Annotated in this window: 22 protein-coding genes; 8 read left to right on the top strand and 14 right to left on the bottom strand. The window is 65.2% G+C overall.

Annotation, left to right across the window (positions count from 1 at the left end):
* The first annotated feature begins 29 nt into the window (after nucleotides 1–29).
* From ACNJYA_RS05125 to ACNJYA_RS05115, 3 genes are all read left to right on the top strand, one after another.
* Entirely contained in the window at nucleotides 30–842 is an 813-nt protein-coding gene (locus tag ACNJYA_RS05125; RefSeq protein WP_172785083.1) for an MBL fold metallo-hydrolase, read from the top strand.
* A gap of 65 nt (nucleotides 843–907) precedes the next feature.
* On the top strand, nucleotides 908–1,429 hold the full coding sequence (locus tag ACNJYA_RS05120; RefSeq protein ID WP_212254045.1) for a hypothetical protein: 522 nt from the start codon (nucleotides 908–910) through the stop codon (nucleotides 1,427–1,429).
* 180 nt (nucleotides 1,430–1,609) lie between these two features.
* Nucleotides 1,610–2,662: an amidohydrolase family protein gene (locus ACNJYA_RS05115; protein WP_439402161.1), complete on the top strand. Its 1,053-nt coding sequence runs from the start codon at nucleotides 1,610–1,612 to the stop codon at nucleotides 2,660–2,662.
* An 82-nt stretch (nucleotides 2,663–2,744) separates the two neighbouring features.
* Here ACNJYA_RS05115 and ACNJYA_RS05110 read toward each other — a convergent pair whose 3' ends face one another.
* Nucleotides 2,745–3,200: a cupin domain-containing protein gene (locus ACNJYA_RS05110; RefSeq protein ID WP_172785086.1), complete on the bottom strand. Its 456-nt coding sequence runs from the start codon at nucleotides 3,198–3,200 to the stop codon at nucleotides 2,745–2,747.
* Between the two features lie 236 nt (nucleotides 3,201–3,436).
* On the opposite strand from ACNJYA_RS05110, the gene ACNJYA_RS05105 reads away from it, so the two are divergent.
* The gene (locus ACNJYA_RS05105) at nucleotides 3,437–3,991 is read left to right on the top strand and encodes a hypothetical protein (protein WP_439402160.1); all 555 of its coding nucleotides are present in this window, start codon (nucleotides 3,437–3,439) and stop codon (nucleotides 3,989–3,991) included.
* A gap of 181 nt (nucleotides 3,992–4,172) precedes the next feature.
* Here ACNJYA_RS05105 and ACNJYA_RS05100 read toward each other — a convergent pair whose 3' ends face one another.
* The gene (locus ACNJYA_RS05100; RefSeq protein ID WP_439402159.1) at nucleotides 4,173–5,429 is read right to left on the bottom strand and encodes an aminopeptidase; all 1,257 of its coding nucleotides are present in this window, start codon (nucleotides 5,427–5,429) and stop codon (nucleotides 4,173–4,175) included.
* Nucleotides 5,430–5,542: 113 nt separating this feature from the next.
* Entirely contained in the window at nucleotides 5,543–6,904 is a 1,362-nt protein-coding gene (pcaB, locus tag ACNJYA_RS05095) for a 3-carboxy-cis,cis-muconate cycloisomerase (RefSeq protein WP_439402158.1), read from the bottom strand.
* A gap of 322 nt (nucleotides 6,905–7,226) precedes the next feature.
* Between pcaB and ACNJYA_RS05090 the strand changes: the two genes are divergently transcribed.
* Together ACNJYA_RS05090 and ACNJYA_RS05085 are read left to right on the top strand one after the other, a co-directional pair.
* On the top strand, nucleotides 7,227–8,783 hold the full coding sequence (locus tag ACNJYA_RS05090) for a winged helix-turn-helix domain-containing tetratricopeptide repeat protein (RefSeq protein WP_439402157.1): 1,557 nt from the start codon (nucleotides 7,227–7,229) through the stop codon (nucleotides 8,781–8,783).
* A gap of 117 nt (nucleotides 8,784–8,900) precedes the next feature.
* Nucleotides 8,901–10,481 carry a GMC family oxidoreductase gene (locus ACNJYA_RS05085; protein WP_439402156.1) on the top strand — a complete coding sequence of 527 codons (1,581 nt, stop codon included), beginning with the start codon at nucleotides 8,901–8,903 and terminating at the stop codon, nucleotides 10,479–10,481.
* A gap of 3 nt (nucleotides 10,482–10,484) precedes the next feature.
* Here ACNJYA_RS05085 and ACNJYA_RS05080 read toward each other — a convergent pair whose 3' ends face one another.
* The 11 genes from ACNJYA_RS05080 to ACNJYA_RS05030 all read right to left on the bottom strand — a co-directional run bounded on the left by ACNJYA_RS05080 (nucleotide 10,485) and on the right by ACNJYA_RS05030 (nucleotide 19,490).
* Complete coding sequence (locus ACNJYA_RS05080) at nucleotides 10,485–11,183, bottom strand: hypothetical protein (RefSeq protein ID WP_439402155.1); 699 nt, start codon at nucleotides 11,181–11,183, stop codon at nucleotides 10,485–10,487.
* Between the two features lie 89 nt (nucleotides 11,184–11,272).
* Nucleotides 11,273–11,983, bottom strand: a complete 711-nt coding sequence (locus tag ACNJYA_RS05075; protein WP_439402154.1) for a hypothetical protein — start codon at nucleotides 11,981–11,983, stop codon at nucleotides 11,273–11,275.
* A 132-nt stretch (nucleotides 11,984–12,115) separates the two neighbouring features.
* Nucleotides 12,116–12,364 (bottom strand): hypothetical protein, encoded by a 249-nt coding sequence (locus ACNJYA_RS05070; protein ID WP_172785094.1) that lies wholly within the window; start codon nucleotides 12,362–12,364, stop codon nucleotides 12,116–12,118.
* A 134-nt stretch (nucleotides 12,365–12,498) separates the two neighbouring features.
* Complete coding sequence (locus ACNJYA_RS05065; RefSeq protein ID WP_439402153.1) at nucleotides 12,499–13,464, bottom strand: NAD(P)H-dependent flavin oxidoreductase; 966 nt, start codon at nucleotides 13,462–13,464, stop codon at nucleotides 12,499–12,501.
* A 446-nt stretch (nucleotides 13,465–13,910) separates the two neighbouring features.
* Nucleotides 13,911–14,684 (bottom strand): thioesterase family protein, encoded by a 774-nt coding sequence (locus tag ACNJYA_RS05060; RefSeq protein WP_439402152.1) that lies wholly within the window; start codon nucleotides 14,682–14,684, stop codon nucleotides 13,911–13,913.
* Nucleotides 14,685–14,706: 22 nt separating this feature from the next.
* Nucleotides 14,707–15,675 carry an NAD(P)H-dependent flavin oxidoreductase gene (locus ACNJYA_RS05055; RefSeq protein WP_439402151.1) on the bottom strand — a complete coding sequence of 323 codons (969 nt, stop codon included), beginning with the start codon at nucleotides 15,673–15,675 and terminating at the stop codon, nucleotides 14,707–14,709.
* A 267-nt stretch (nucleotides 15,676–15,942) separates the two neighbouring features.
* Nucleotides 15,943–17,343 (bottom strand): aspartate ammonia-lyase, encoded by a 1,401-nt coding sequence (locus ACNJYA_RS05050; protein ID WP_275515164.1) that lies wholly within the window; start codon nucleotides 17,341–17,343, stop codon nucleotides 15,943–15,945.
* A 30-nt stretch (nucleotides 17,344–17,373) separates the two neighbouring features.
* Nucleotides 17,374–17,913, bottom strand: coding sequence for a hypothetical protein (locus tag ACNJYA_RS05045; protein ID WP_439365602.1), 540 nt, complete (start codon nucleotides 17,911–17,913; stop codon nucleotides 17,374–17,376).
* Nucleotides 17,914–17,958: 45 nt separating this feature from the next.
* Complete coding sequence (locus tag ACNJYA_RS05040; RefSeq protein ID WP_246570560.1) at nucleotides 17,959–18,540, bottom strand: YqaA family protein; 582 nt, start codon at nucleotides 18,538–18,540, stop codon at nucleotides 17,959–17,961.
* A 67-nt stretch (nucleotides 18,541–18,607) separates the two neighbouring features.
* On the bottom strand, nucleotides 18,608–19,012 hold the full coding sequence (hisE, locus tag ACNJYA_RS05035) for a phosphoribosyl-ATP diphosphatase (RefSeq protein WP_172785232.1): 405 nt from the start codon (nucleotides 19,010–19,012) through the stop codon (nucleotides 18,608–18,610).
* Between the two features lie 118 nt (nucleotides 19,013–19,130).
* Nucleotides 19,131–19,490, bottom strand: coding sequence for a hypothetical protein (locus tag ACNJYA_RS05030; RefSeq protein WP_172785101.1), 360 nt, complete (start codon nucleotides 19,488–19,490; stop codon nucleotides 19,131–19,133).
* 226 nt (nucleotides 19,491–19,716) lie between these two features.
* Here ACNJYA_RS05030 and ACNJYA_RS05025 point away from each other — a divergent pair, with 226 nt between their 5' ends.
* Together ACNJYA_RS05025 and ACNJYA_RS05020 are read left to right on the top strand one after the other, a co-directional pair.
* Nucleotides 19,717–20,766 carry an ABC transporter substrate-binding protein gene (locus tag ACNJYA_RS05025; protein WP_439365601.1) on the top strand — a complete coding sequence of 350 codons (1,050 nt, stop codon included), beginning with the start codon at nucleotides 19,717–19,719 and terminating at the stop codon, nucleotides 20,764–20,766.
* Nucleotides 20,767–20,847: 81 nt separating this feature from the next.
* A complete protein-coding gene (locus ACNJYA_RS05020; protein ID WP_172785103.1) occupies nucleotides 20,848–22,644 on the top strand; it encodes a glucan ABC transporter ATP-binding protein/ permease in 1,797 nt (598 codons plus the stop codon).
* Nucleotides 22,645–22,744 lie beyond the last annotated feature (100 nt).

The following is a 22,744-nucleotide window of genomic DNA, read 5'->3' as shown; positions in this document are numbered from 1 at the left end:
TCGCCGAATGCGCAACGGGTGATCGCGTTATGCCTCGACTGGTCCTGACGATCTTTGCCTTCTTCGGCTTGCTCCTCTCGCCTGCCCTCGCCCAGCAGCCACAGCGCAGCGAATGTCTGGCGATGGCCCATGCTGCTCCGCGGGCCATGCCGGTCGCGTTCCGGCCGGCCGCCGGCTCTGCCGAGGTCGAGATCACCTATGCGGGCCATTCCACCTACTACATCGACACGCCCGGCGGCTTGCGCATCGCCACCGATTATAGCGGCGCCTATCAGGTCGGACGGCTGCCCGACGTCGTCACCATGAACCGGGCGCACAGCACCCACTACTCCTTATACCCGGACAAGCGCATTCCCCACGTGCTGCATGGCTGGAGCGACGACGGCAAGCCGGCCATCGTGTCGCAGCGCATCGGCGATACCTTTGTCCGCAACGTCACGACCGACATCCGCCGCTATTACGGCGACGATGTCGGCGCGGACATGATCCGCGACGGCAATTCCATCTTCATCTTCGAGGCGGCCGGCCTCTGCATCGGCCATCTCGGCCATCTCCACCACAAGCTCGACGACAGCCATTTCGCCCAGATCGGACGGCTCGACATCGTGATGGTGCCGATTGACGGCACTTACACCATGTCGCTCGAAGGGATCTCGGACATCACCAAGCGCTTGCGCGCCTCGGTGGTGCTGCCGATGCACCGCTTCGCCACCCCGCTCGACGACTTCATGCGCCGGATCGGCCAGCAGTTCGAGATCGACCGGCGCATCGAGCGCTCGTTCCGGATGTCGCGGGATACGCTGCCGACGAAGCCGACGGTGATCATCCTCGACGGGGTCTGAAGCGCAATTTTCTCCAAGCCGGCCGTTGGCGGGTCATGCTGATCTCCCTGCAACAGGAGAGCGATATGACGGACTTTGCGCGACTATTGCACGCGAACGGACCCAACCCCGAGCACGCCGCGGCGCTCCAGCTCTACGGCCGCTTCGTCGGCGACTGGGACGCCGAGATCACCGCCTTCGGGCCGGACGGAACGAGCCACACCGCGCCGGGCGAGATCCATTTCGGCTGGGTGCTCGAAGGCCGCGCGGTGCAGGACGTCTGGATCATTCCCCGGCCGGCGGGCGGCGCGGCCTTTCCGATCGCCGGCAATTGGTATGGCACGACACTGCGCGTTTACGATCCGGGTATCGATGCGTGGCGGATTTCCTGGTTCGATCCGGGCCGCCGCGTGTTCAGGCAACAGATCGGCCGTCCCCGTGGCGACGACATCGTGCAGGAAGGCACGACCGAAGCCGGCGACCTGACGCGCTGGAGCTTTACGGAGATCACCGGCGACTCCTTCCTTTGGCGTGGGGAGGTCAAGCCAGCCACGGCGGCGGACTGGCGGTTGATGGTCGAGGTCAGAGCAAGACGGCGCAAGGCCTAAGGCAAACAGATATTGATTGGATCGATCGGGCGGCAAACAACCTCTCCGGCTGGCGGGCCCCGCAAGCGGGAGGGAGCGCACCTCCTCCGCCCCCGCCATGGTGCTCTGAACAACGCGCGCTGCTGTGCGTCAGAATGAGGTGCTAAGCTCCGGGTACAAAAAATCAGGGAGCGAAGGCCGATGGCAGCAAGCAGTGTGCCCGCCAACACGAGCGGGCTGTTCGTCGATCCGCGCGAGGACTGGCTCGCGCTGCATCGGGAGGAGATCATCGATCCCTTGCGGCCGATCGTCGATCCCCATCACCATCTGTGGAATCGCGGGCACCGCTATCTGATCGAGGAGATGGCCGCCGATATCGCCTCCGGTCACAACGTCATCGCCACCGTCTATGTCGACTGCCGTTCGATGTATCGCGCGCATGGGCCGGAAGCATTCCGCCCCGTGGGTGAGGTCGAGTTCGCCAACGGCGTCGCCGCCATGAGTGCGAGCGGTGGCTACGGCAAGGCCGCGATCTGCGCCGGCATCGTCAGCCACGCCAATCTGCTGCTCGGCGACGCCGCAAAGGGCGTGCTGGAAGCCGAGATCGCCGCCGGCAACGGCCGCTTTCGCGGCATCCGGCATTCCTCGGCCTGGGACGAAGATCCTGTCGTCGCGGGCATGTATGCGAACAGGCCGAAGGGATTGTTGCAGGACCCGACCTTCCGCAAAGGCTTTGCCTGCCTCGCGCCCCTCAAACTCAGCTTCGATGCCTGGCTGTTCCATCCGCAGATCGGCGAGCTCACAGCGCTGGCGCACGCCTTCCCCGACACCAGGATCGTGCTCGACCATTGCGGCGGCCCGGCCGGAACCGGCCGCTTCGCAGGGCGGCGCGAGGAGGTGTTTGCGCAATGGCGCGCCTCGATCCGGGAGATCGCGAGATGCGAGAACGTGGTGGTGAAGCTCGGTGGTCTCGCGATGTGCCTGCTTGGTTACGATTTCCATTTGCGCGAGAGGCCGCCGACATCCGAGGAGCTTGCCACGGCCTGGCGGCCCTATGTCGAGACGTGCATCGAGGCGTTCGACCCGAAGCGCGCGATGTTCGAAAGCAATTTCCCCCCGGACAAGGGCCAGTGCAGCTACCAGGTGATCTTCAACGCCTTCAAGCGTATCACCTCAAAGCTGAGCGAGGCCGAAAAGACGGCGTTGTTCTCGCAGACCGCGATCGACGTCTACCGGCTCGAGCTGCCGTCATGACGAAAAGAGGGGCCGGGACATTGATCCCGACCCCTCTTCGTCGTGGCCGCTGGGAAGCGTCCTTGAAACGCGCTTGCGAGCTCTAGCCGGCGCCCATCAACGAGGCCGGGCGGCGCTCGCCGGTGGGGGTGAAGATCTTCTTCAGCTTGTTGACGACGCGGATCAGGAAACCGATCATCACCGGATTGGTCTTGCGGCAGAAGGCGATCTTCTTGACGTGGCCTTCGACATGCCATTTGGCATGCGCGCCATCGCGGAAGAAAATGACGTCGCCGGGGCCGTAGCGCTTGGGCGGCATCCCGTCGCTTTCGAGCACGATCGATCCTTCCATGATCATGATCGTCTCGTCGATGTCGTAGTACCAGTTGAAGCGGCCTTCGGTGCAATGCCAGATGATCGTCTGCGCGGTGCCGTCGGCGCTGGTCGACAGGACGCGAGAGCGGGATACCGGATTTCCCTCGATGATCCAGGACGGCTCGATCGGCCGCAGCTCGAGGTCGACATTGCAACTACCAATTTCAATCAATGCGCGCGACATCTGCTTCCCCAGGAGATATAATATGAATGACCGGGTCTCGGCCCGGATTGCTTTCGAAAGAAGCTGGGACGCTAGTTGCCGGTTTTTAATTCTTTCTTACGCGGGGCTCGACAATCAGCCCTGAGTTGCGGCTGCGAAACGGTTAACGTCACGATTTCCTCTGCGAATTCGCACACATGAACCGATCCTGTCCGGGGTGCGACAAAGTGCGCAAAGTATTGGAAGGAGCCGCACCGATGCCCCTCACGCCCGAGATTCTGACAGCCAACAGCGAGGTCGTCGCCAGGCTCCGCAGTCTCGATGTCTCCTTCGCGCCGGACGAGGAGCCCTGGTTCACCATCGACGGCGTCGAAGGCCCACGGCACGTCGGCAGTGACGGCTCCGGCAGCGCGTTCGTGCTGCTGCCGTCGCAGACTGTGCTCTATGTGTCATCGGAGGGCCGCGCAGGCATCATCGCGGAGAGCTTTGAAGCATTCATCCAGCTCGTCCTCGTCCGCCCCTACTGGCGCGACATCCTCAAATTCTCCGGGGGCGGCGACCTTGCCGAAATGCGGCGCGCGGCGGATGCGCTGGAGGCGACGCTCGACGATGAGGACGAGGTCAACGTGGCCCGCGAAGACATCCGCGGCGCGCTCGCGCTGCCGGGGGCGGATGATCCGGTCGGCGCGCTCTACGAGGCGGTGGCGGCGTCCGACGCGATCGTGCGAGCCACCGACGGCAGCCCGTTCACGACGCTGTTCAACCGCTTCAGCATCGACAACAACCCCACCCTGCGCAACGCGGCGGCGTGAGAGCGCGCTAGACGTGAGTCTCCTGAAGTCTATAGGCCGATCCTTACCTCTCCCCAGCGGGGAGAGGTCGGATTGCGCAGCAATCCGGGTGAGGGGCCGCGGCGTTCGGTGAGACCGTAACCCCTCACCCGGATCGCATCTATCGATGCGATCCGACCTCTCCCTACGGGAGAGGTGAAGGCTACTTCGCCCATTCGCCCTTGCGGAAGACGGGCACCTTGCTGCCGTCGGCCAAGATGCCGTCGATGTCGGTCTCGGCCGAGCCGATCATCCAGTCGATATGGATCAGGCTCTGGTTGCCGCCTTGCGCCGCGATCTGCTGCGGCGTCAGCTGGGCGCCGTTGACGAAGCATTTCGAATAGCACTGGCCGAGCGCGATATGCGAGGCCGCGTTCTCGTCGAACAGCGTGTTGTAGAACAGCAGACCGCTCTGCGAGATCGGCGAGGAATGCGGCACCAAGGCCACTTCGCCGAGGCGCCGCGCGCCCTCGTCGGTATCGAGCACCTTGTTCAGCACCTCGGCGCCGCGCGAGGCCTTGGCGTCGACGATCTTGCCGTCCTCGAACCGTACCGCGATGTTGTCGATCAGCGTGCCCTGATAGGACAGCGGCTTCGAGCTCACGACATGGCCGTAGACGCGGCGGCAATGCGGCGTGGTGAAGACCTCTTCGGTCGGGATATTGGCGTTGCAGCTGATGCCGTTCTTGGAGAGCGAGGCGCCGCCTTCCCATTCGTGTCCGTCGGCAAGGCCGATGGTGAGATCGGTGCCGTGACCCGAGTACTGAAGCGCGCGGAAGCGCTGGCCATTGAGCCAGTTGGTGCGCTCGCGCAGCACCGCATTGTGGCTCGCCCAATTGCTGATCGCGTCCTCGCGATCGACCCGGGACGCTGCGAAGATCGCATCCGCGAGCTTGCCGATGGCGATATCTTCCGGATCGTTCGGGAACACCTGCTTGGCCCAGGACGGACTCGGATAGGCAATGATGTTCCAGTTGGTGTCGAAATTGACGATCTTTTCCAGCGCGGGCTGGTAGGCCATTGAATTGGCCTTGCTGGCGCGCGCGACCTTGGAAGGATCTTCGCCCGACAGCAACATCGGGTTGTCGCCGACGATGGCGAGCCGTGCGGTGTTGTCCGAGAACGCCTTGGCCATGCCCTCGTAGAGCCAGCTGGCGGCACGATCGAAACTGTTGTCGTGGCCATGACGGTAGCGCGCCAGCGTCATCTCCTCGTCCGACAGGATCGGCGTCACCAGGCCGGCGCCGGCCTTGTAGGCATGCACGGCGATCCGCCGCACCAGCGGCAGCGCGATTGCGGGCGCCGTCAGAAGCAGATCCTGTCCCGGCCGCAAGCCCAGGCCCACCTTCACCGCCACCTCGGCCAACCGGTCGAGCTTCGCGGGATCGATGGGAGTGGAAGTATTGCGTTGGTCAGTCATACCGGGCCCTCTGCCGAAAGTCGCTCACTCAATTTAAACCTAGCACCGCGAGACACAAGTATGCGAGCGTCTTGCGGCCTTGGAAAGATACGCGGTTTCACGCATTTTGGTTTTCAACGCGTTGCCGATGCCAGCACCCGGTCGACCATGGCAGGCGCGAGCCCGAGGTAATTTTTCGGTGAGGTGAGCGCCTCGATTGTGGCGCGATCGATGCGGCTCGATATCCGTGAATCTGCGGATAACGCATCAGCAAGGCTCATTCCCTTCTCGTTGGCCTGACGGCAGGCGTCATAGACGACGTCATGCGCCTCCTGCCGGCCGATCTGCGGGGCGAGGCCCATCATGACCGCTTCGGCCACAATCAGGCCGCGGCTGATGGCGAGATTGTCGTTCATCTTCGCCTCGTCCACGATGAGGCCTGCGAGCGCGAACTTCGCCTGGTGCAGCGCGCCGGCGGTCAGCACGAAGCTTTCCGGGATAGCCATCCATTCCGCGTGCCAGGGGCCGGTGGCACGCTCGAAATCCTGCACCATGGCGTCGAGCATCAGGCCGGCGTGCTGGCGCACCGCCTTGGACGCCGCAAGCATCAGCTCCGAGGAGATCGGGTTGCGCTTCTGCGGCATGGTCGAGGAGGCGCCGCGCCCCTTGACGAAGGGCTCGTAGACCTCGGCGAACTCGGTCGAGGCCATGATCATGATGTCGAGCGCGATTTTGCCGAGCGAGCCGGTGACGAGCGCGAGGAAATTCACGGCCTCGGCAAAGCCGTCGCGCGCGACGTGCCAGGTCGAGGCGGGAACGCTGAGCTTCAGCTCGGCACAGAGCGCCTTCTGCACGTCGAACCCCTTGTCGCCGAGCGAAGCCAGCGTACCGGCCGCGCCGGCAAACTGGCCGACCAGCACGCGCGGCTTCAGCTGCGCCAGCCGCTCGGCGTGGCGGTCGAACATCGCAAGCCAGATCGCGGTCTTGTAGCCGAAGGTCACCGGCAGCGCCTGCTGCAGATGGGTACGCCCCGCCATCGCCGTGTCGCGATGGCGCTTCGACAGATCGGCGAGGATCTTGCGCAGCTCGGCGATGTCGCGCTCCACGATCTCGAGCGCGGCACGCAGTTGCAGCACCACGGCCGTGTCCATGATGTCCTGCGTGGTGGCGCCCCAATGCACGTAGCGGCCCGCCTCGCCGCATTGCTTCACCATCTGATGCACCAAGGGCAGGATCGGATAGCCGACGACATCCGTCTCCTGCCTGAGCAGATCGAAATCCAGCGCGGCGACGTCGGTCCGCGCCGCGATCGCTGCGGCCGCCTCCTGTGGGATCACACCGCACTTCGCCTCCGCCTTCGCCAGCGCCACCTCGACCTCGGCATAGCGCGCGACCGTCGCGGCGTCGGAGAACACCTCGCGCATCTCGGGCGTGCCGAAGGCGTCGCGAAACAGCAGGGAGTCGAGCACGGTAGTGGCGGCGGGAAAAGCAGGCATGGCGTTTCTTCGTGGTTGGTGTTTTCTGTAAGCGGTAACTTACGCAGGCCACTCAATTCGGCAAAGGGCGTTCACCCTTCGCCACATCTATTGTGGGGGCATTGTGCCGAGGCGCCTGAGGATGACGGTGTTCGGCGAAGCAGATTTCGGCGGCCCACGACCGCAACATTCCAGTTGCGGTTGTATTCCCGTCTGAAAACGGCATGGCTGCCATCACGCGATTGCGATGAACCAAGCGCCCCCTTCGGCAGACACACGGTTTTCGACCCAAATTTCATTTTGTTTGTTTGCCCGATTTCGCAATGAGGCCTGAGTTTTCGACGTGCAGTTTCTGTTCCAGGACCACCTTCTCGACACCGACCGGCGCGAGCTGAGCCGCGAGCAGGTTCCCATTGCCGTGGAACCGCAGGTTTTCGACCTCGTCGTCCATCTCATGCAGAACCGCGACCGGGTCGTCAGCAAGGACGAGCTGATCGACAAGATCTGGCACGGGCGCAGCGTCTCCGAATCCACCCTGACCAGCCGGATCAACGCGGCGCGCAAGGCGATCGGCGACAATGGCGTGAGCCAGTCGCTGATCCGCACCATCACGCGCAAGGGTTTTCGCTTCGTCGGCGATGTCCAGACACAAATCGGCGCGGTCGCGTCGGGGCCGGTCCGTATCAGCCCGCCCCAGGCGGCCTTCGCGCTGCCCGAGCGGCCCGCGATCGCCGTGCTGCCCTTCACCAATATGAGCGGCGAGGCCGAGCAGGATTATTTCTCCGACGGCATCAGCGAGGACATCATCACCGCGCTGTCGAAGCTGCGCTGGTTCTTCGTCGTCGCGCGCAACTCCTCCTTCGTCTACAAGGGCCGCGCCGTGCACATCCACGAGGTCGCGCGGGAGCTCGGGGTGCGCTACGTGGTCGAAGGCAGCGTGCGGCGGAGTGGCGAGCGGGTGCGCATCTCGGCCCAGCTCAACGACGTCTCGACCGGCAGCCATCTCTGGGCCGAACGCTACGACCGCGAACTCGCCGACATCTTCGCCGTGCAGGACGAGATTACGGAAGCGATCGTCGCCGCGATCGAGCCGCAGCTCTACGCCGCCGAAAGCTTCCGGGCCCAGCAGAAACCGCCGGGCAGCCTGGATGCATGGGATCTCGTGATGCGCGCGCTGTCGCATTATTGGCGCATCACCCGCGAGGACAATGCAGCCGCCCAAAAGCTGCTGGAAGAAGCCGTCGCGGTCGATCCCGCCTATGGCAAGGCGCTGGGCCTGCTCGCGACCAGCCATATATTCGGCGCGCATATGGGCTGGGCCAACATGGCTGCCACCGTGCCGGTCGCCGAGCGTGCGGCGCTCGCGGCGGTGGAGGCCGATCGCGAGGATGCCTGGGCCCATCACGGCCTTGCTTACACATACCTGTTCCGCCGCCGCTTCGACGACGCGCTGGCTGAATTCGAATTGGCCTTGCGGCTCAATCCGAATTTCGCGATGGCGCATGCCTTCCACGGCGTGACGCTGTGCTATGCCGGGCGTTGGCAGGACGGCGATGCCGCCGCCCGCCGCGCGCTGCGGCTGAGCCCGCGCGACCCGCTCGCGGCGATCTATTGCGGGGTTGCGGCCTATGCCCGGTTCGTCGGCCATGACTACGGGGGCGCCGTGCAGATGGCTCGGGAATCGATGCGCCAGCGCGGAGATTTCGTCGGTGCGCACCGCGTGCTGACGGCGGCCGCCGGCATGCTCGACGATCCGGCCCTGGCGGCATCCGCCCTGGAAGGCCTGCGCCGCACCCAGCCCGAGGTTTCGCTTGCCTGGATCACGCGCGAGCTGCCGATGCTGCGGGAAGAGGATCGCGCGCATTACCTCCAAGGCTTGCGCCGTGCAGGCATGACGTAGGGCACAATGCTGACGGCATCCCCCCTTTGTCGATGGGGAGGAATTGCACTGTGCCGATCCGCAAAGCACGAAACTTGCAAGCACTCCGCGACGTGAATGATCGCGGAGCGCTCGTCTATGTACGACACCATCATCGTGGGCGCCGGCTCGGCCGGCTGTGTGCTGGCCAATCGGTTGTCGGCCGATCCAAATCGCAAGGTTCTGGTGCTGGAGGCCGGTGGCGCTGCCCCGCCCGCCTCGGACATTCCGTCCGACTGGCCGACGATGTTCAATACGGCGGTCGATTGGGGGTTTCATACCGAGCCGCAAGCAGGCTGCCGCGGACGGCGCATCTTCTGGCCGCGCGGCAAGATGGTCGGCGGCTCCGGCGCGATGAATGCGATGATTTATATCCGCGGCCTGCCGTCGGATTACGATGCATGGGCGCGGGCGGGCTGCGCAGGCTGGGCTTGGGGCGACGTGCTGCCGAAATTCATCGCCTTCGAGAACAATGCCCGCTTCGCCGACGATCCCTTCCACGGCACCAGCGGGCCGCTGCACGTTGCCGACGTCCCTTTCGTCGATCCCAACGAATTGAAATGGCTGGAGGCAGCCCAGGCCGCGGGGCTTCCGCACAACCCCGATTTCAACGGCGCCACCCAGGAAGGCGCCGGCTTCTTCCAGTTCGTCATCAAGGACGGCGAGCGCTTCGGCACCGGCAAGGCCTATCTGCACCCGGCGCTGGCGCGTCCCAATCTCGTCCTGAAGACCGGCGCACGCGTCACGCGCATCATCATCGAGCGCGGCCGCGCGATCGGCGTGGCCTTTCTCGACAATGGTGAACTGAAGAGCGCCTTCGCCACCACCGAGATCGTGCTCGCCTCCGGCGCCATCGGCTCGGCACAACAGCTCCTGCTATCAGGCGTCGGCCCGGCTGACGAATTGAGGGCGGTCGGCGTCGACGTCCTGCATGAGCTGCCCGGCGTCGGCAAGGATCTCCAGGACCACATCAACATTCCCATCACCTTCTACACCAAGGAGAGGATCGGCGTCGGCGCCTGGACCGACGAAAGTCTCGCGGCGAGCCTTGCAGAGTGGCAGGCGCATCGCACCGGACCGCGCACCTCGCCCTGGGTCGCCGCCGGCGCCCATGTGCGCAGCCGCCCCGACGTCGAGCCCGATCTCCAGCTCTATGGCGCGATCAGCCCGCACCGCGACTATGTCCGCTTCCTGTCGTCCAGGCCGGGCATCACCCTGCATGCAACCTTGCAGCGACCGAAGAGCCGCGGCGAGATCACGCTGCGCTCGTCCGATCCGATCGAAGACCCCGCGATCGACCCCGGCTATTTCGCGTCGGACCCGAACGGCAGCGACATCGCGACCATGATCGAAGGCGTGCGCATCAACCGACGCATCGCCGCGCAATCACCGCTCAAGGAGATGATCGAAACCGAGGTCACGCCAAGCGCGGAGGCGATCAGCGATGCCGAGATCGCCGATTATATCCGCGGCCATTGCACGACGCTCTATCATGCCGCCTCGACCTGCCGGATGGGCATGGACGACCTCGCCGTCGTCGATCCCAAACGATTGCAGGTGCGCGGCATCGACGGTCTGCATGTCGCCGATGCCTCGGTGATCCCGATCATGATCTCAGGCAATATCCAGACGCCGACGATCTTGATTGCCGAATGCGCCGCGGCGGCGATCCTGGCTTAGACGCTAATCGTCGTCAGGCCCGAACAGCTTGATCTGGGGGAAGCCGCCGCGCGGCCGGCTCGCGACATCGCGCGCATCCGAATCCTCGCGGATGTTGCGTGCGACGTCATCCCAATCGGTGCGGTCGCGCATGCCGCGCGGCTCGCGGGACTCGTAATAATAGCGGCGCTCGGCCCAGCGCTCGCGACGCTCGGCTCGGCGCCGTTCGGACGCGGCGCGCTTCACGTCGGAATCCCTCGCCTTGGCATAGGCGTTGTTCGAGGAGGACGACGGCTCGGTCGAAGCCTGCTGCTCGGCAGGCTTTGCAGCCAGTGGCGACGATGCAGCGGCGGGCTTGGGCGGCTCCTTGGGCGGCTCGACGGCGGCGGCTTGCGAGGGCTGCGGCGCCGCCGGCGCAGCATTTGCCTGCGTGGCTTGCGTCTCGGGCTTTGCGGCTTCAGGCTTTGCTTCGGCCTGCGCCGGCGCTGCGATCATCGTGCCGAAGGCTTGCGAGCCGGTGAGATAGTTCACGCGCTCGGAAGGAGCGTTCGTCGTCGCCGTAGCTGATGTCGCCGTGCGCTGCGCCACCTTGCTGGTGTCCGGCCCCTGCTTGGACGCCACGGGATTCATGATGTTGCCGGCCACGATACCGCCACCGAGACCAATGGCGATGGCCCCGATGATGGTTCCGGCACCGACAAAATAGGCTGTCGAGGCGCGCATTCATCCACTCCCTCTTTTGGAGCGGGCAACGCGTGGGGATTGCCAGATGTTCCTGATGGCCGCGGCTCCTCGATGAGGAACCGCGCGTATCAGATCTGCTGTGCGACCTTCTCGAGCCCGATCAGGCGGGCGAGCTTGCGCACTTCTTCCTTCTGGTCGTCGCGAAGCTGGAACAACAATGGCATCGCGGCCGACTTCAGCTGCTGCACCTCGTCGCAATTCGGATCGATCTGCGCGCTGGGCGGCGCATTCGGATTCGACAGCCTGTTCGCCTGCATCTTGCGGGCAACGTTGCGCAGTGCGGTCTCGACCGAGGGCCAGTAATATTCCTGCGACGAGGAGAGTTTCAGGCGATCCCTGATGCCCGCGATCTGCACGTCGGACAGCAGCGAATAGGATTTTTGCGGCTGCGGCTTGGCGACCTTCGGCTTGGCCGGAACTTCGACGGCCGGAACCTCGGCAGTAGCAGGGGCCTCGTGCGCGCTCGCCTTCGGCATCGGGAAATCGGAGGGGGTGGCGGCGGCGAAGGCCTGACGCAGCGGCTCGGTCAGGACCGGTGCCTGCGCCAACTTGTCGGCGGCGACCTGGACCGGCTCGATCGCGGCCGAGGCCAGTGCGAGCGTCGGAACCAGGCGGTCGGCCTTGGCGGCGCGGTTGGTCGCGAGCGGCTTGGGCGGGGGCGTCTCGGCGATCATCTCGGCGCTGACGCTGGGAACGCTGTCGCGGCCGAGGATGGCGGCTGTGGCGGCGCCGAGGACGAGGAAACAGGTCAGCGCGACGATGGTGATGGCTTTGGACAAACGTCTCTCCGCGTCCGACTTCAAGTCCACGTGATCACTGCCCGGTAACTGGGCGATAATTAAGGCTGAACCGTGCCAATGCGGCGGCAATCGCGCGGACTACGGCGACATCCCCCGGAAATCCCAGCGAAATCAGGCCGCCGCCGCAAGATCATAGGCGTCCTGGATGTCGGCCACGATCTCCGAGGCCTCCCAGACTGCGCGCGGCTCGACCGATTGCAGCGTCACCGTCCAATTTCCGCCGCGGCGGGTCTGGGGGACGCTGACGATGTCGAAGCGGACGTTGCGGCACAGCGGGTGGCGGGCCAGTGCGTGGGCGACGCGGACGCGGATCTCGTCCATGGTCGCAGCCGTCTTGCTGTTGAGATAATTGAAGTCCATCGCCTGTCCTCTCGTCCTGATTGGCGGCCACGAGGGGATTCTTGGCTGGCGATGGTTAATCCGCCGTTAAGTGGGGCGGACTGGAGGCATGCGGGATTAACCGTGTGCGATGCACCGTGGGAGAGGCGACGACGCTACCGCCCACCCGCCCGGTGATATTCCGCGACGGTCCGCGCGACGAGATCGTCGACCGCGAGCACCTCGGTGACACCAGAGGTCGAATGCCCGCCGCTCCAGACGTCGCGCCAGCGCTTGGGACGGCTTTCGCGCGCGGCGACGTCGATATCCTCGGCGATGTCGATCGCGCCGCGCGCCGGCAGATCGTCGGGATCGAGCCCGGCGGCCACGATCGACGGCCGCAGCATGCTGGTCTGAAGTCCCGTGAACGCGGTGGTGAGCAAGATGTCGTCGGCGCTGCTCTCGACCAGCATCTGCTTGTGACGTTCGTCCGCCATGCTCTCGCGCGTTGCGATGAACTTCGTGCCCATATAGGCGAGATCGCAGCCGAGCACTTCTGCCGCGTGCAGCGCGCAGCCGTCGCCGATGCCGCCCGCGAGCACGATGATGCCGTCATAGAACGCGCGCACCGCGCGGACGAAGGCGAACGGGTTGAGCCAGCCGGTCTGCCCGCCCGCGCCCGCGGCGAGCAGCACCAACCCGTCGGCGCCTGCTTGTGCCGCGCGTTCGGCATGGCGGATGGAAGCGACGTCCGCCAGCACCAGCGCTCCGGCGTCGTGCAGCGGCTTCAACACGGGCGCGGGCGAGCCGACCGATGTGATGACGATCTCCGGCCTGTGCCGCAGCAGTACGGCAAGATCCTGCTCCAGCCGCGCATTGGAGCGGTGCACGATCAGATTCGGACAAAGCGGCGCGGCCCTGCGGCCGGCCTGATCTTCGTACCGGCGCAAGCGCGTCTCGATCGCGGTCAGCCATTCATCGAGCTGCTCCGCGCCACGGCAATTCGCCGTGGGGAAGCTGCCGATCACCCCGTTGCGGCAGGCCGCGACCATGAGCTCGACGCCTGAGACCAGAAACATCGGCGCCGCGATCAGCGGCAGCGCGAGACGATCGCGGAAGCGTTGCAGTCGATCCGATGGCATGCGTGCCTCCCTCTCGCGGGCGTTTCGTGTCCTCCCGCAGTCTCTGTGCCAGCGTCGTCCCCGGCTTGTGACAAGGTGCTGCGCGCGGGCTTCGGGAGCGGCGGGACCGGATGGTAGAGTAAATACTCCGGGATTCTACGGTATCGTTGTTGCTTCCGCACCACAGCGCACAACGGAGTCTACGGCGACGATGCCCGCGCAATTGCCGGCGAATCAGGGAATCAACTAGACCGCTGACGGGGCTGGGGAAGCGGAGAGTGAAATGAGAGTCGCTTCCCTGGAAAGTGCGGTCGCCGCGATTACGTTGATCACGGCTATCATCGTGGTGCTGTGGGGGATCAAGATCTTCTACGGTGTGTGAACTGGCAGGATGCCGAGCATCCCTTCCGCGGCGGCGGAAGCCTGCCGTTCATCCGGAAGGAGCGATCGCGGCCCCGCCGTGACGCTCACCGCTTCTCGATCACCAGACTCTGCACCGCGCGGCCGAAATAGCCCTGACGGTCGGCGAGGCGCGACATCGCAAGGCCCGCGCCGTCGGGGCCGATCCAGGAATCGCCGTCGAGCAGGATCCACTCGCCGACCGGCTGGCGCGCAAAGCTCACGGTGAGGTCGGCGTTGATGTAGGTCCAGGCGCGAAAGTCGAGCGTCGAGGCGGTGCCGTTGGAGAAGTCGGCGGCGACCACGGCGCGCATCGCCTGCGAGATGGCCTCGCCTTCGATCAGCGGATGGTCGACGCGAAACCAGATCGCGCCGGCGCCGGCCTGGCCGAAGCGGCCGCGGGCGGCGCGCATCGAGACCGATCGCACGAACGGGCTGGTGGCAGCGTGACCGTCCTCGACCAATGAATGCTCCGGCGCGGGCAACGTGACCGGCAGTTCCTCGACCTCGTCCGGCAGCGTCAGCTCCTGGTGCCTGATCTTCAGCACGGTGGCGCCGACCACCTGCACCCCGTCGGCGAGCAGCTTGATCCCGCAGAGCTGGATCTTGCGGCCCTCGCGCAAGACCTCGGTCGCGATCGTGAGCGGCGCCACCGGCACCGGACGCATCAGGTCGATGGTCACCCGCGCGATGTCCATCGGCGCCGCCGTCGGGATGCGCTCAGCCGCCCACGTCACCAGCGATGCCGGTGCCGAGCCGTGCTGCATGCGCCGGTCCCAGGGACCGGCCGCATCGGGGCTGGTGACGACGTTGTTGCCGTCGACGCGGTAGATGGCGGTCATGCTGCACTCGATCCGGGAGCGATCACAGCGGCGGATCGATCGCTTCGTCGTATTCCTTCTTGAAGCGCGCGATCAGCTCGGCGGCTGGCACGATGCCCTCGACGCTGCCGATGCCCTGGCCGCTTCCCCAGATCTCCTTCCAGGCCTTCGGCTTCGCGCGCTCGCCTGAGGCGTCGGTGCCGAAGTTCATCTTGGAGGGATCGGACGTCGGCAGGTTTTCCGGGTCCATGCCTGCGGCCAGGATCGAAGGCTTCAGATAATTGCCGTGCACGCCGGTGAAGAGATTGGAATAGACGATGTCGTCGGCGCTCGAGCCGGCGATCATCTCCTTGTACTTCTCGACCGCATTGGCCTCCTTGGTCGCGATGAAGGCCGAGCCGATATAGGCGAAGTCGGCCCCCAAGATGCGCGCGGCGCGGATCGCCTTGCCGTTGCCGATCGCCCCCGACAGCGCGATCGGTCCGTCGAACCACTTGCGCGTCTCGGCCACGAAGGCCAGCGGCGAGATGGTGCCGGCATGGCCGCCGGCGCCGGCCGCGACCAGGATCAGGCCGTCGGCCCCCTTCTCGATCGCCTTGTGCGCGAATTTCTGGTTGATCACGTCGTGGAAGACGATGCCGCCCCAGCCGTGCACGGCCTGGTTCAGCTCCTCGCGGGCGCCGAGCGAGGAGATGATCATCGGCACCTTGTACTTGGCGCAGAGCTGCATGTCGTGATCGAGCCGGTTGTTCGACTTGTGCACGATCTGGTTGACCGCGAACGGCGCCGACGGCCTGTCGGGATGGGCGCGGTCGTAGGCCGCGAGCTCTTCGGTGATCCGCGCCAGCCATTCGTCGAGCAGTTCCGGCGGCCGCGCGTTCAGCGACGGAAACGAGCCGACCACCCCCGCCTTGCACTGCGCGATCACCAGATCGGGCACCGAGATGATGAAGAGCGGCGAGCCGATCACGGGGATCGACAGGCGCCCCTTGAACAAGGCAGGCATGGACATTGCGGAACGATCCTTTGTTGGCCGGTCGAATTGAAAGCTGAGAGCCATACCAACAAGGCAATCTTTCCACTGTCAAGTATTGCGTTTTGGCGCCGTGTCCGATGCGGCTACCACAATTCCAAGCAGCGGAATTCGGGCCTTCCAGGTCTACCCGCCCGTCATTGCGAGCGAAGCGAAGCAATCCAGAAATGTATCCGCGGAGACGGTCTGGATTGCTTCGTCGCAAGGGCTCCTCGCAATGACGCGGCGAGAGCTGCAGATGACACCCTACCCGATCAGATCCGGATTGATCAGCCGCTCGAACGAGAACATCTCGTCCCACTTCTCCTGCGTCAGCAGCTTGCGCTCGACCACCACGATCTGGTGCAGCGACTTGCCGCTCTTGTAGCCCTCGCGCGCGATCTCGGCGCATTGCTTGTAGCCGAGCAGCGGCTTCAGCACCGTGACGATGCCGAGCGAGTTGAGCACCATGTTGCGGGTGTGCTCCTCGTTGGCGGTGATGCCGACGACGCAGTTCTCGCGCAGGCTGTTGACCGCACGCTCCATGGTGCGAATCGAAAAGAACAGCGCGAACGAGATCACCGGCTCCATCACGTTGAGCTGAAGCTGGCCGGCGCTTGCCGCCAGCGTCACCGTGGTGTCGAGGCCGATCACGAGGAAGCTGGTCTGGTTGACGACCTCGGGGATCACAGGGTTGACTTTGCCCGGCATGATCGAGGAGCCCGGCTGCAGCTGCGGCAGGTTGATCTCGTTGAAGCCGGCGCGCGGGCCCGAGGCGAGCAGGCGTATGTCGTTGCAGATCTTGGTCAGCTTGCTCGCGGTGCGCTTCAACACGCCGGAGAGCTGCACATAGGCGCCGGTGTCGGAGGTCGCCTCCACGAGATCGCCGGCGAGGATGAAATCGACGCCCGTGAGCGCGCTGAGGTGGCGGACGGCGAGCTTGGGATAGCCGACCGCCGCAGTGACGGAGGTGCCGATCGCGGTGGCGCCGAGATTGATCTCGCGCAGCAGCGCGCGCGCTTCCGAGATGCGGTCGACCTCCTCGCCGATCGTGGTGCCCCAGCCCCGGAATTCCGCGCCGAGCGACATCGGCACCGCATCCTGCAGATGGGTGCGGCCCATCTTCAGCACCCGGTCGAACTCGCGCCCCTTGGCGAAAAAGGCTTCCTGGAGCTGGCGCAGCGCCGTCATGTAGCTCTCGAGCCGCAGGATCAGGGCGAGGCGAAAGGCGGTCGGATAGGTGTCGTTGGTGGACTGGCCGTAATTGACGTGATCGTTCGGACTGACGTGCTGGTAGTCGCCCTTGGCAAAGCCGAGCGATTCCAGCGCGAGGTTCGCGATCACCTCGTTGGCGTTCATGTTGGTCGACGTGCCGGCGCCGCCCTGGATGAAATCGGTGACGAACTGATCCATCATGTCGCCGGCGATGACGCGGTCGCAGCCGAGGATGATGGCGTCCGCGACCTTGGCGTCGATCGCGCCGAGGTCGCGATTGGCCATCGCGGCGGCCTTCTTGACGTAACCGAGCGCCTTCACGAAGTAAGGCTCCTGGTTCATCGGAATGCCGGTGATGTGGAAGTTCTCCTTACCCCGGATGGTCTGGACGCCGTAATAGATGTCGTCGGCGATCTCGCGCTGTCCGAGGAAGTCCTGCTCCGTACGGCTCATGGGCGCTCCTTGGTTCTCGCGCGAGGGCCTTCAGTTCTGGCACAGCGCGCTGGTCACGAAAGTGTCGGTGCGGCAGTCGTCCGGCTTACGTTGCCGGCCGGGGATCAGGACCTTGGCGGAGCATTTTTCCGCGGAATCGGCGTTCAGGCTCTTGCCTTCCTTGTAGCCCTTGCCCTGGCAGAGCTGGTCGGCCGCCTGCTTGCAGTCGGGTGCGCCGTTCGCAGAGACCGGGCAGATCACGCGCCCCGACACCATGGTCGAGGGCTTGGCCAGCCGCGACAGGTCGTCCATGGTTTCGCTGGGGCTTTTGATCGGCGGCAGGATCGAGGGCAGCTTGTCGAACAGCTTGCCCATTTCGTTGATCAGCCCGGGATTCTCCTCAGCTGCCGGCGGCGCCGATGGAGCGGGCGTCGACGGCGGCGGGGCGGCCTGCGCCCCCTGCTCCCGAAGGCCGAGCGTCGGCGGGGCGGATTGCGGCCGGGCTGTTCCGCCGGCCGCGAGAAGGAGCAGCAGCGCTGCCGACATCAGCGTCCCAGACCGTGCGGCCGGATTGCCGGATCGAACCATCATGACGGCAACCGTAACCGAAGCCGGCGCGGCGGCAAAGCCGCCGCCCTAGATCAGCTTGACCGCGATGACGAAGCCGAGCACCAGCACCGCGGCGCCGATCGCAACCCAGAGACCGAGATGCTTCTCGATCCGAACCCGGATCCAGTCGCCATAGCGGTTGAGCAGGATCGCGACGACGAAGAAGCGCCCGCCGCGCGCGACGATCGAGCACAGGATGAACAGGATGATGTTGTAGCCGGCAAAGCCCGAGGTGATAGTGACGAGCTTGTAGGGGATCGGCGTCAACCCCTTGAGCAGGATGATCACCGCCCCCCATTCGGCATAGGAGGCCCTGAAGGCGTCGACCTTGTCACCGAGGCCGTAGACCTGGATCAGCCACTGGCCGACCGAGTCGAACAGCAGCGCGCCGATGGCATAGCCGACGACGCCGCCGATCACCGAGGTGATGGTACAGACCGTTGCATACACCCAGGCGCGCTGCGGGCGCGCCAGCGACATCGGGATCAGCATCACATCCGGCGGGACCGGAAAGAAGGAGCTTTCGGCGAAAGACACGATGCCCATGATCCAGAGCGCGTAGGGCTTGTGGGCGGCGTCGATGCACCAGTCGTAGATACGTTTCAGCATGGCGCCGCGATGAAGCACCATGGGACGGATTTGTCCATCGCCAGTTTTTGGGCGATTTGTGACGTTTTCAGTGGCGCTTGCGCGCGGCGCGGCCGTCGAGCGCGACAATAGGCCGCCGCGAGGCCATGCGCGGTGACGCGACTTTGGGCAATTTCGCCGGCGTCTTCGGCAGTTTCTCGGCAATACCGAGCATGTCCTCCCGCCGCGTCATTTCCCGCCAGACGTCCTCGGGGCGTACTCCGGCCGAAGCCCACAGCACGGTGAGATTGTAGAGCAGGTCGGCACTTTCCCGGATCACGGCCTCACTATCGCCATTGACCGCATCGATGACGACCTCGATGGCTTCTTCGGCCAGTTTCTTCGCCATTTTTGAGGGCCCACGCTGAAACAGCCGGGCTGTGCGCGATGTTGCCGGATCAAGATCTCTGGCCGCGAGCACAGCCAGATATAGCCGCTCAAGCGAATCACTCATGGTACTCAAAACTACTCGAAACAAATGGCCGGCGTGTTAACACGCGGCAATATAAGCAAAAAACAAGCCGCCGCGGCAAGCGCGACGGCCTGTTCGCCGATGACGTATGGCCGATCGGTTAATAGCAGCTATAGCCGGAATAGCCGTGGGCGCAGGGGTTTTTGTAGCCGCCATAGGTGTAGCGGTTGCCGGAGTCGTAATAATAGGGACCATAGCCGGGGCTGCTGTAATAGACCGGGCCGCCCTCGTAATAGTAACCCGGACCCGGATCATAGGCGTAGGCATTGCGGCTGGCTGCGATCGCGAGGCCGGTCGCGGCCAGGCCGAACATCGCGGCAGCAGCGGCGCCGCCACCACCGCCATGCCAATGACGGCCGCCCGCGTAGGAGGCGCTGGGGGCAGCGGCGGTCAGGGCCACCACGGCAGCCGTGGCAAGAACGGCCTTGCGGCCGACGAACTTCGAAAAGCTGTCAAACATGATCTGGACCCTCCTTGGGACCTCGGATTGTGCCTGACGACAGGCTGATGTCTGTCAAACACTCGCCCCCTAAGTAGGTTCCCCAACCCCAACACAAGCTGAACGGGGTTGCGTAACGATGCCGCAAGCCCGCTCATCCACCGTTCATGTTCGCGCGCGCACGCTCGTCGCGGGCCGGCGCTGCAAGCCGTCACGAAACCATAACAATGCGGGGCCGGCGCGACCGATGTCCGGATTCAAGACGATCGCCCTTCAGTGCCTGCTGGCCCTTGCAATCCCGTTCGCCGCATTGAGTGTGCCCAAGGCCATCGCGGCCGAGAGCGGCGCTCCCTCGACTGCGATCCACTTCACCTTCGACCGTCCCATCGATGCGAGCATGGCGCCGTTCTTCCTTGCGGCGAAGGACGGCAGGTTCGGCGCCGAGCGTCTCAACGTCTCCTTCAACAGCGCGAGCGGATCGCCGGAGGCGCTCGCACGCCTCGCCAAAGGCGACAGCGAGCTTGCGCTCGTCGACATCAACGAGCTGATCCGCTTTCGTGACAAGGACGACGCGGCGCCGGTCAGGGCCGTGTTCGTGCTGTTCGACCGCGCGCCTTACGCGATCGTCGCGCGCAGGAGCCGCGGTGTCCGCGTCCTGCCCGATCTCGATGGCAAGACCGTCGGCGTTGCCGACGGCGATCTATCGATGCGGCTGTGGCCGGCACTGGCGCAGCAGAACGACATCAAGGCATCGCACGTCAAATTCCACAAGATCGGCGCCGCGGTGCGCGAACCGATCCTGTCCGCAGGACAGGTCGATGCCGTCGCCGGCTTCAGCTACCTCTCGGCGGTGAACCTGCGCGATCGCGGCGTGCCCGAAGCCGATCTCGTCGTGCTGCGCTACGCCGACTACGGCTGCGAAGCCTACGGCTTTGCCGTGGTGGCCAACACCGCCTTCGCCGCGTTGAAGCCGGATGCGGTGAAGGGCTTCGTCCGCGCCTTGATCGCGGGCATCAAAGCGACGGCCAGGGAGCCGGCGCGGGCGGCGGAGGAGGCCGCGAGCCGCATCGACGACGGCGACCGCAATCTGGAGCTGGAGCGCCTGCGCGCCGTCCTTGCCGACAACATCCTGACCGAGGAGGTCAAGCGCAACGGCGTTGGCGGCATCGATCCGGCGCGCCTGGAGCGCTCGATCGATCAGATCGCGCAGGACTTCAAATTCCGCAAACGGCCGGCTTTTCGCGACGTGTTCGACGACCAGTTCCTGCCGCCGCTGGCAGAGCGGCTGATCAACTGAGCAAAACTGCAAGCTTGCGCTGTATCTCGCGGCGGTCCCTGCTTAGAATGTGGGCTCCCTCGTCGCCGAGTCCTCGCCCACATGTCCATTCTCCGTCTCTACACCCGCGTTCTCGAGCTGCTCGGCAAGGAGGCGCGGCTCGGCTGGGTGCTCGCGGTCGCCAACCTCCTGCTGGCGGGATCGCAGTTCGCCGAGCCGGTGCTGTTCGGCCGGATCGTCGACGTGCTCTCGGGCAAGGCCGTGGCCGGCTCGAGCTCGGCCTGGCCGTTCCTGGCCGCCTGGGTCGCGTTCGGGCTGTTCACCATCGTCTGCAGCGCGCTGGTGGCCTTGCAGGCCGACCGGCTCTCGCATCGCCAGCGCCAGGCGGTGCTGACCGATTATTTCGAGCACATCCTGCAGCTGCCGTTGACCTTCCACTCCGGCACCCATTCCGGCCGGCTGATGAAGGTCATGCTCAACGGCACGGACGCGCTGTGGCGGCTGTGGCTCGGCTTCTTCCGCGAGCATTTTGCCGCGATCCTTTCGGTCCTGGTGCTGCTGCCGCTGTCGCTCTACCTGAACTGGCGGCTGGCGATCCTCTTGTTCGTGCTCTGCATCGTCTTCACTGGCCTGACCACCTTCGTTGTGCGCAAGACCTTCGGCATGCAGATGGAGGTCGAGGAGCATTACAGCGAGCTCTCCGCGCGCGCGTCGGACGCGCTCGGCAACGTCGCGCTGGTGCAGAGCTTCGTGCGCGTCGAATCCGAGGTCAAAGGACTGCGTTCGGTCGCCGACGAGCTGCTGGCCGCGCAGATGCCGGTGCTGTCGTGGTGGGCGCTGGTCACGGTGATCACGCGCGCGTCCACCACCATCACGGTGCTGGCGATCTTCACCCTCGGCATCGCGCTGCACGACCAGGGCCTGACCTCGGTCGGCGAGATCGTGATGTTCGTGAGCTTCGCGACGCTGCTGATCCAGAAGCTCGAGCAGGTGGTGAGCTTCATCAACAGCGTGTTCATGGAAGCCCCGCGCCTGCGCGAGTTCTTCAATGTGCTCGACGCCGTGCCCGCGGTGCACGACCGACCCGACGCAATCGATGCCGGCAGGCTGTCGGGCCTCGTCGAGTTCAACGACGTCACGTTCTCCTATGACGGCAAGCGGCCGGCGATCGAGGACCTCACCTTCACCGCGCTGCCGGGCCAGACCATCGCGCTGGTCGGCCCGACAGGGGCAGGCAAGTCGACCGCGATTGCGCTCCTGCATCGCGCCTTCGATCCGCAATCCGGCGTCATCAAGATCGACGGCATGGACGTGCGCGGCGTCACGCTGACCTCGCTGCGGCGGAACATCGGCGTGGTGTTCCAGGAAGCACTGCTGTTCAACCGCTCGATCGCGGAGAATTTGCGCGTCGGCAAGCCGGATGCGACCGAGGCCGAGATGCGCAAGGCGGCGGAGCGCGCGCAGGCGCTGGAATTCATCGAGCGCAGCGGCGGTTTCGAGACCAATGCCGGCGAGCGCGGCCGCATGCTCTCCGGCGGCGAACGGCAGCGGCTGTCGATCGCCCGCGCCCTGCTGAAGGACCCGCCGATCCTGATCCTGGACGAGGCGACCTCCGCGCTCGACGCCGTCACCGAGGTCAAGGTGAATGCCGCTCTCGACGAAGTGATGAGGGGCCGCACCACCTTCGTGATCGCCCATCGCCTCTCCACCATCCGCAACGCCACCCGGATCCTGGTGTTCGAGAATGGACGCGTGATCGAAACCGGAACTTTCGAGGAACTCGTGGCCAAAGGCGGCCATTTTGCCGAGATGGCCAAGGCCCAGTTCATGGTGCAGGAGAACGCGCGGGCCAGCGTGACGGCCGCCGAGGCTGCCGCGACAGCTGCCAAATCCCCCTAGCAAGTCCCGAGAGGACCGTCGAAATTCGGCCTACTTCGTTGCGGAATACCCGCCCGAAGCCCCTATTCTCGACGCACCAGCCGGTATAGGTTTGCGACGC

The organism is Bradyrhizobium sp. BLXBL-01 (assembly GCF_051853025.1).
Classification (GTDB): Bacteria; Pseudomonadota; Alphaproteobacteria; order Rhizobiales; family Xanthobacteraceae; genus Bradyrhizobium.
This window is presented reverse-complemented; position numbering and strand designations above follow the sequence as displayed.

Coding starts and splice junctions, on each gene's coding strand:
- ACNJYA_RS05125 (WP_172785083.1), top strand. CDS start 30: ATGCCTCGACTGGTCCTGACGATCTTTGCCTTCTTCGGCTTGCTCCTC.
- ACNJYA_RS05120 (WP_212254045.1), top strand. CDS start 908: ATGACGGACTTTGCGCGACTATTGCACGCGAACGGACCCAACCCCGAG.
- ACNJYA_RS05115 (WP_439402161.1), top strand. CDS start 1,610: ATGGCAGCAAGCAGTGTGCCCGCCAACACGAGCGGGCTGTTCGTCGAT.
- ACNJYA_RS05110 (WP_172785086.1), bottom strand. CDS start 3,200: ATGTCGCGCGCATTGATTGAAATTGGTAGTTGCAATGTCGACCTCGAG.
- ACNJYA_RS05105 (WP_439402160.1), top strand. CDS start 3,437: ATGCCCCTCACGCCCGAGATTCTGACAGCCAACAGCGAGGTCGTCGCC.
- ACNJYA_RS05100 (WP_439402159.1), bottom strand. CDS start 5,429: ATGACTGACCAACGCAATACTTCCACTCCCATCGATCCCGCGAAGCTC.
- pcaB (WP_439402158.1), bottom strand. CDS start 6,904: ATGCCTGCTTTTCCCGCCGCCACTACCGTGCTCGACTCCCTGCTGTTT.
- ACNJYA_RS05085 (WP_439402156.1), top strand. CDS start 8,901: ATGTACGACACCATCATCGTGGGCGCCGGCTCGGCCGGCTGTGTGCTG.
- ACNJYA_RS05080 (WP_439402155.1), bottom strand. CDS start 11,183: ATGCGCGCCTCGACAGCCTATTTTGTCGGTGCCGGAACCATCATCGGG.
- ACNJYA_RS05070 (WP_172785094.1), bottom strand. CDS start 12,364: ATGGACTTCAATTATCTCAACAGCAAGACGGCTGCGACCATGGACGAG.
- ACNJYA_RS05065 (WP_439402153.1), bottom strand. CDS start 13,464: ATGCCATCGGATCGACTGCAACGCTTCCGCGATCGTCTCGCGCTGCCG.
- ACNJYA_RS05060 (WP_439402152.1), bottom strand. CDS start 14,684: ATGACCGCCATCTACCGCGTCGACGGCAACAACGTCGTCACCAGCCCC.
- ACNJYA_RS05055 (WP_439402151.1), bottom strand. CDS start 15,675: ATGTCCATGCCTGCCTTGTTCAAGGGGCGCCTGTCGATCCCCGTGATC.
- ACNJYA_RS05050 (WP_275515164.1), bottom strand. CDS start 17,343: ATGAGCCGTACGGAGCAGGACTTCCTCGGACAGCGCGAGATCGCCGAC.
- ACNJYA_RS05045 (WP_439365602.1), bottom strand. CDS start 17,913: ATGATGGTTCGATCCGGCAATCCGGCCGCACGGTCTGGGACGCTGATG.
- ACNJYA_RS05040 (WP_246570560.1), bottom strand. CDS start 18,540: ATGCTGAAACGTATCTACGACTGGTGCATCGACGCCGCCCACAAGCCC.
- hisE (WP_172785232.1), bottom strand. CDS start 19,012: ATGAGTGATTCGCTTGAGCGGCTATATCTGGCTGTGCTCGCGGCCAGA.
- ACNJYA_RS05030 (WP_172785101.1), bottom strand. CDS start 19,490: ATGTTTGACAGCTTTTCGAAGTTCGTCGGCCGCAAGGCCGTTCTTGCC.
- ACNJYA_RS05025 (WP_439365601.1), top strand. CDS start 19,717: ATGTCCGGATTCAAGACGATCGCCCTTCAGTGCCTGCTGGCCCTTGCA.
- ACNJYA_RS05020 (WP_172785103.1), top strand. CDS start 20,848: ATGTCCATTCTCCGTCTCTACACCCGCGTTCTCGAGCTGCTCGGCAAG.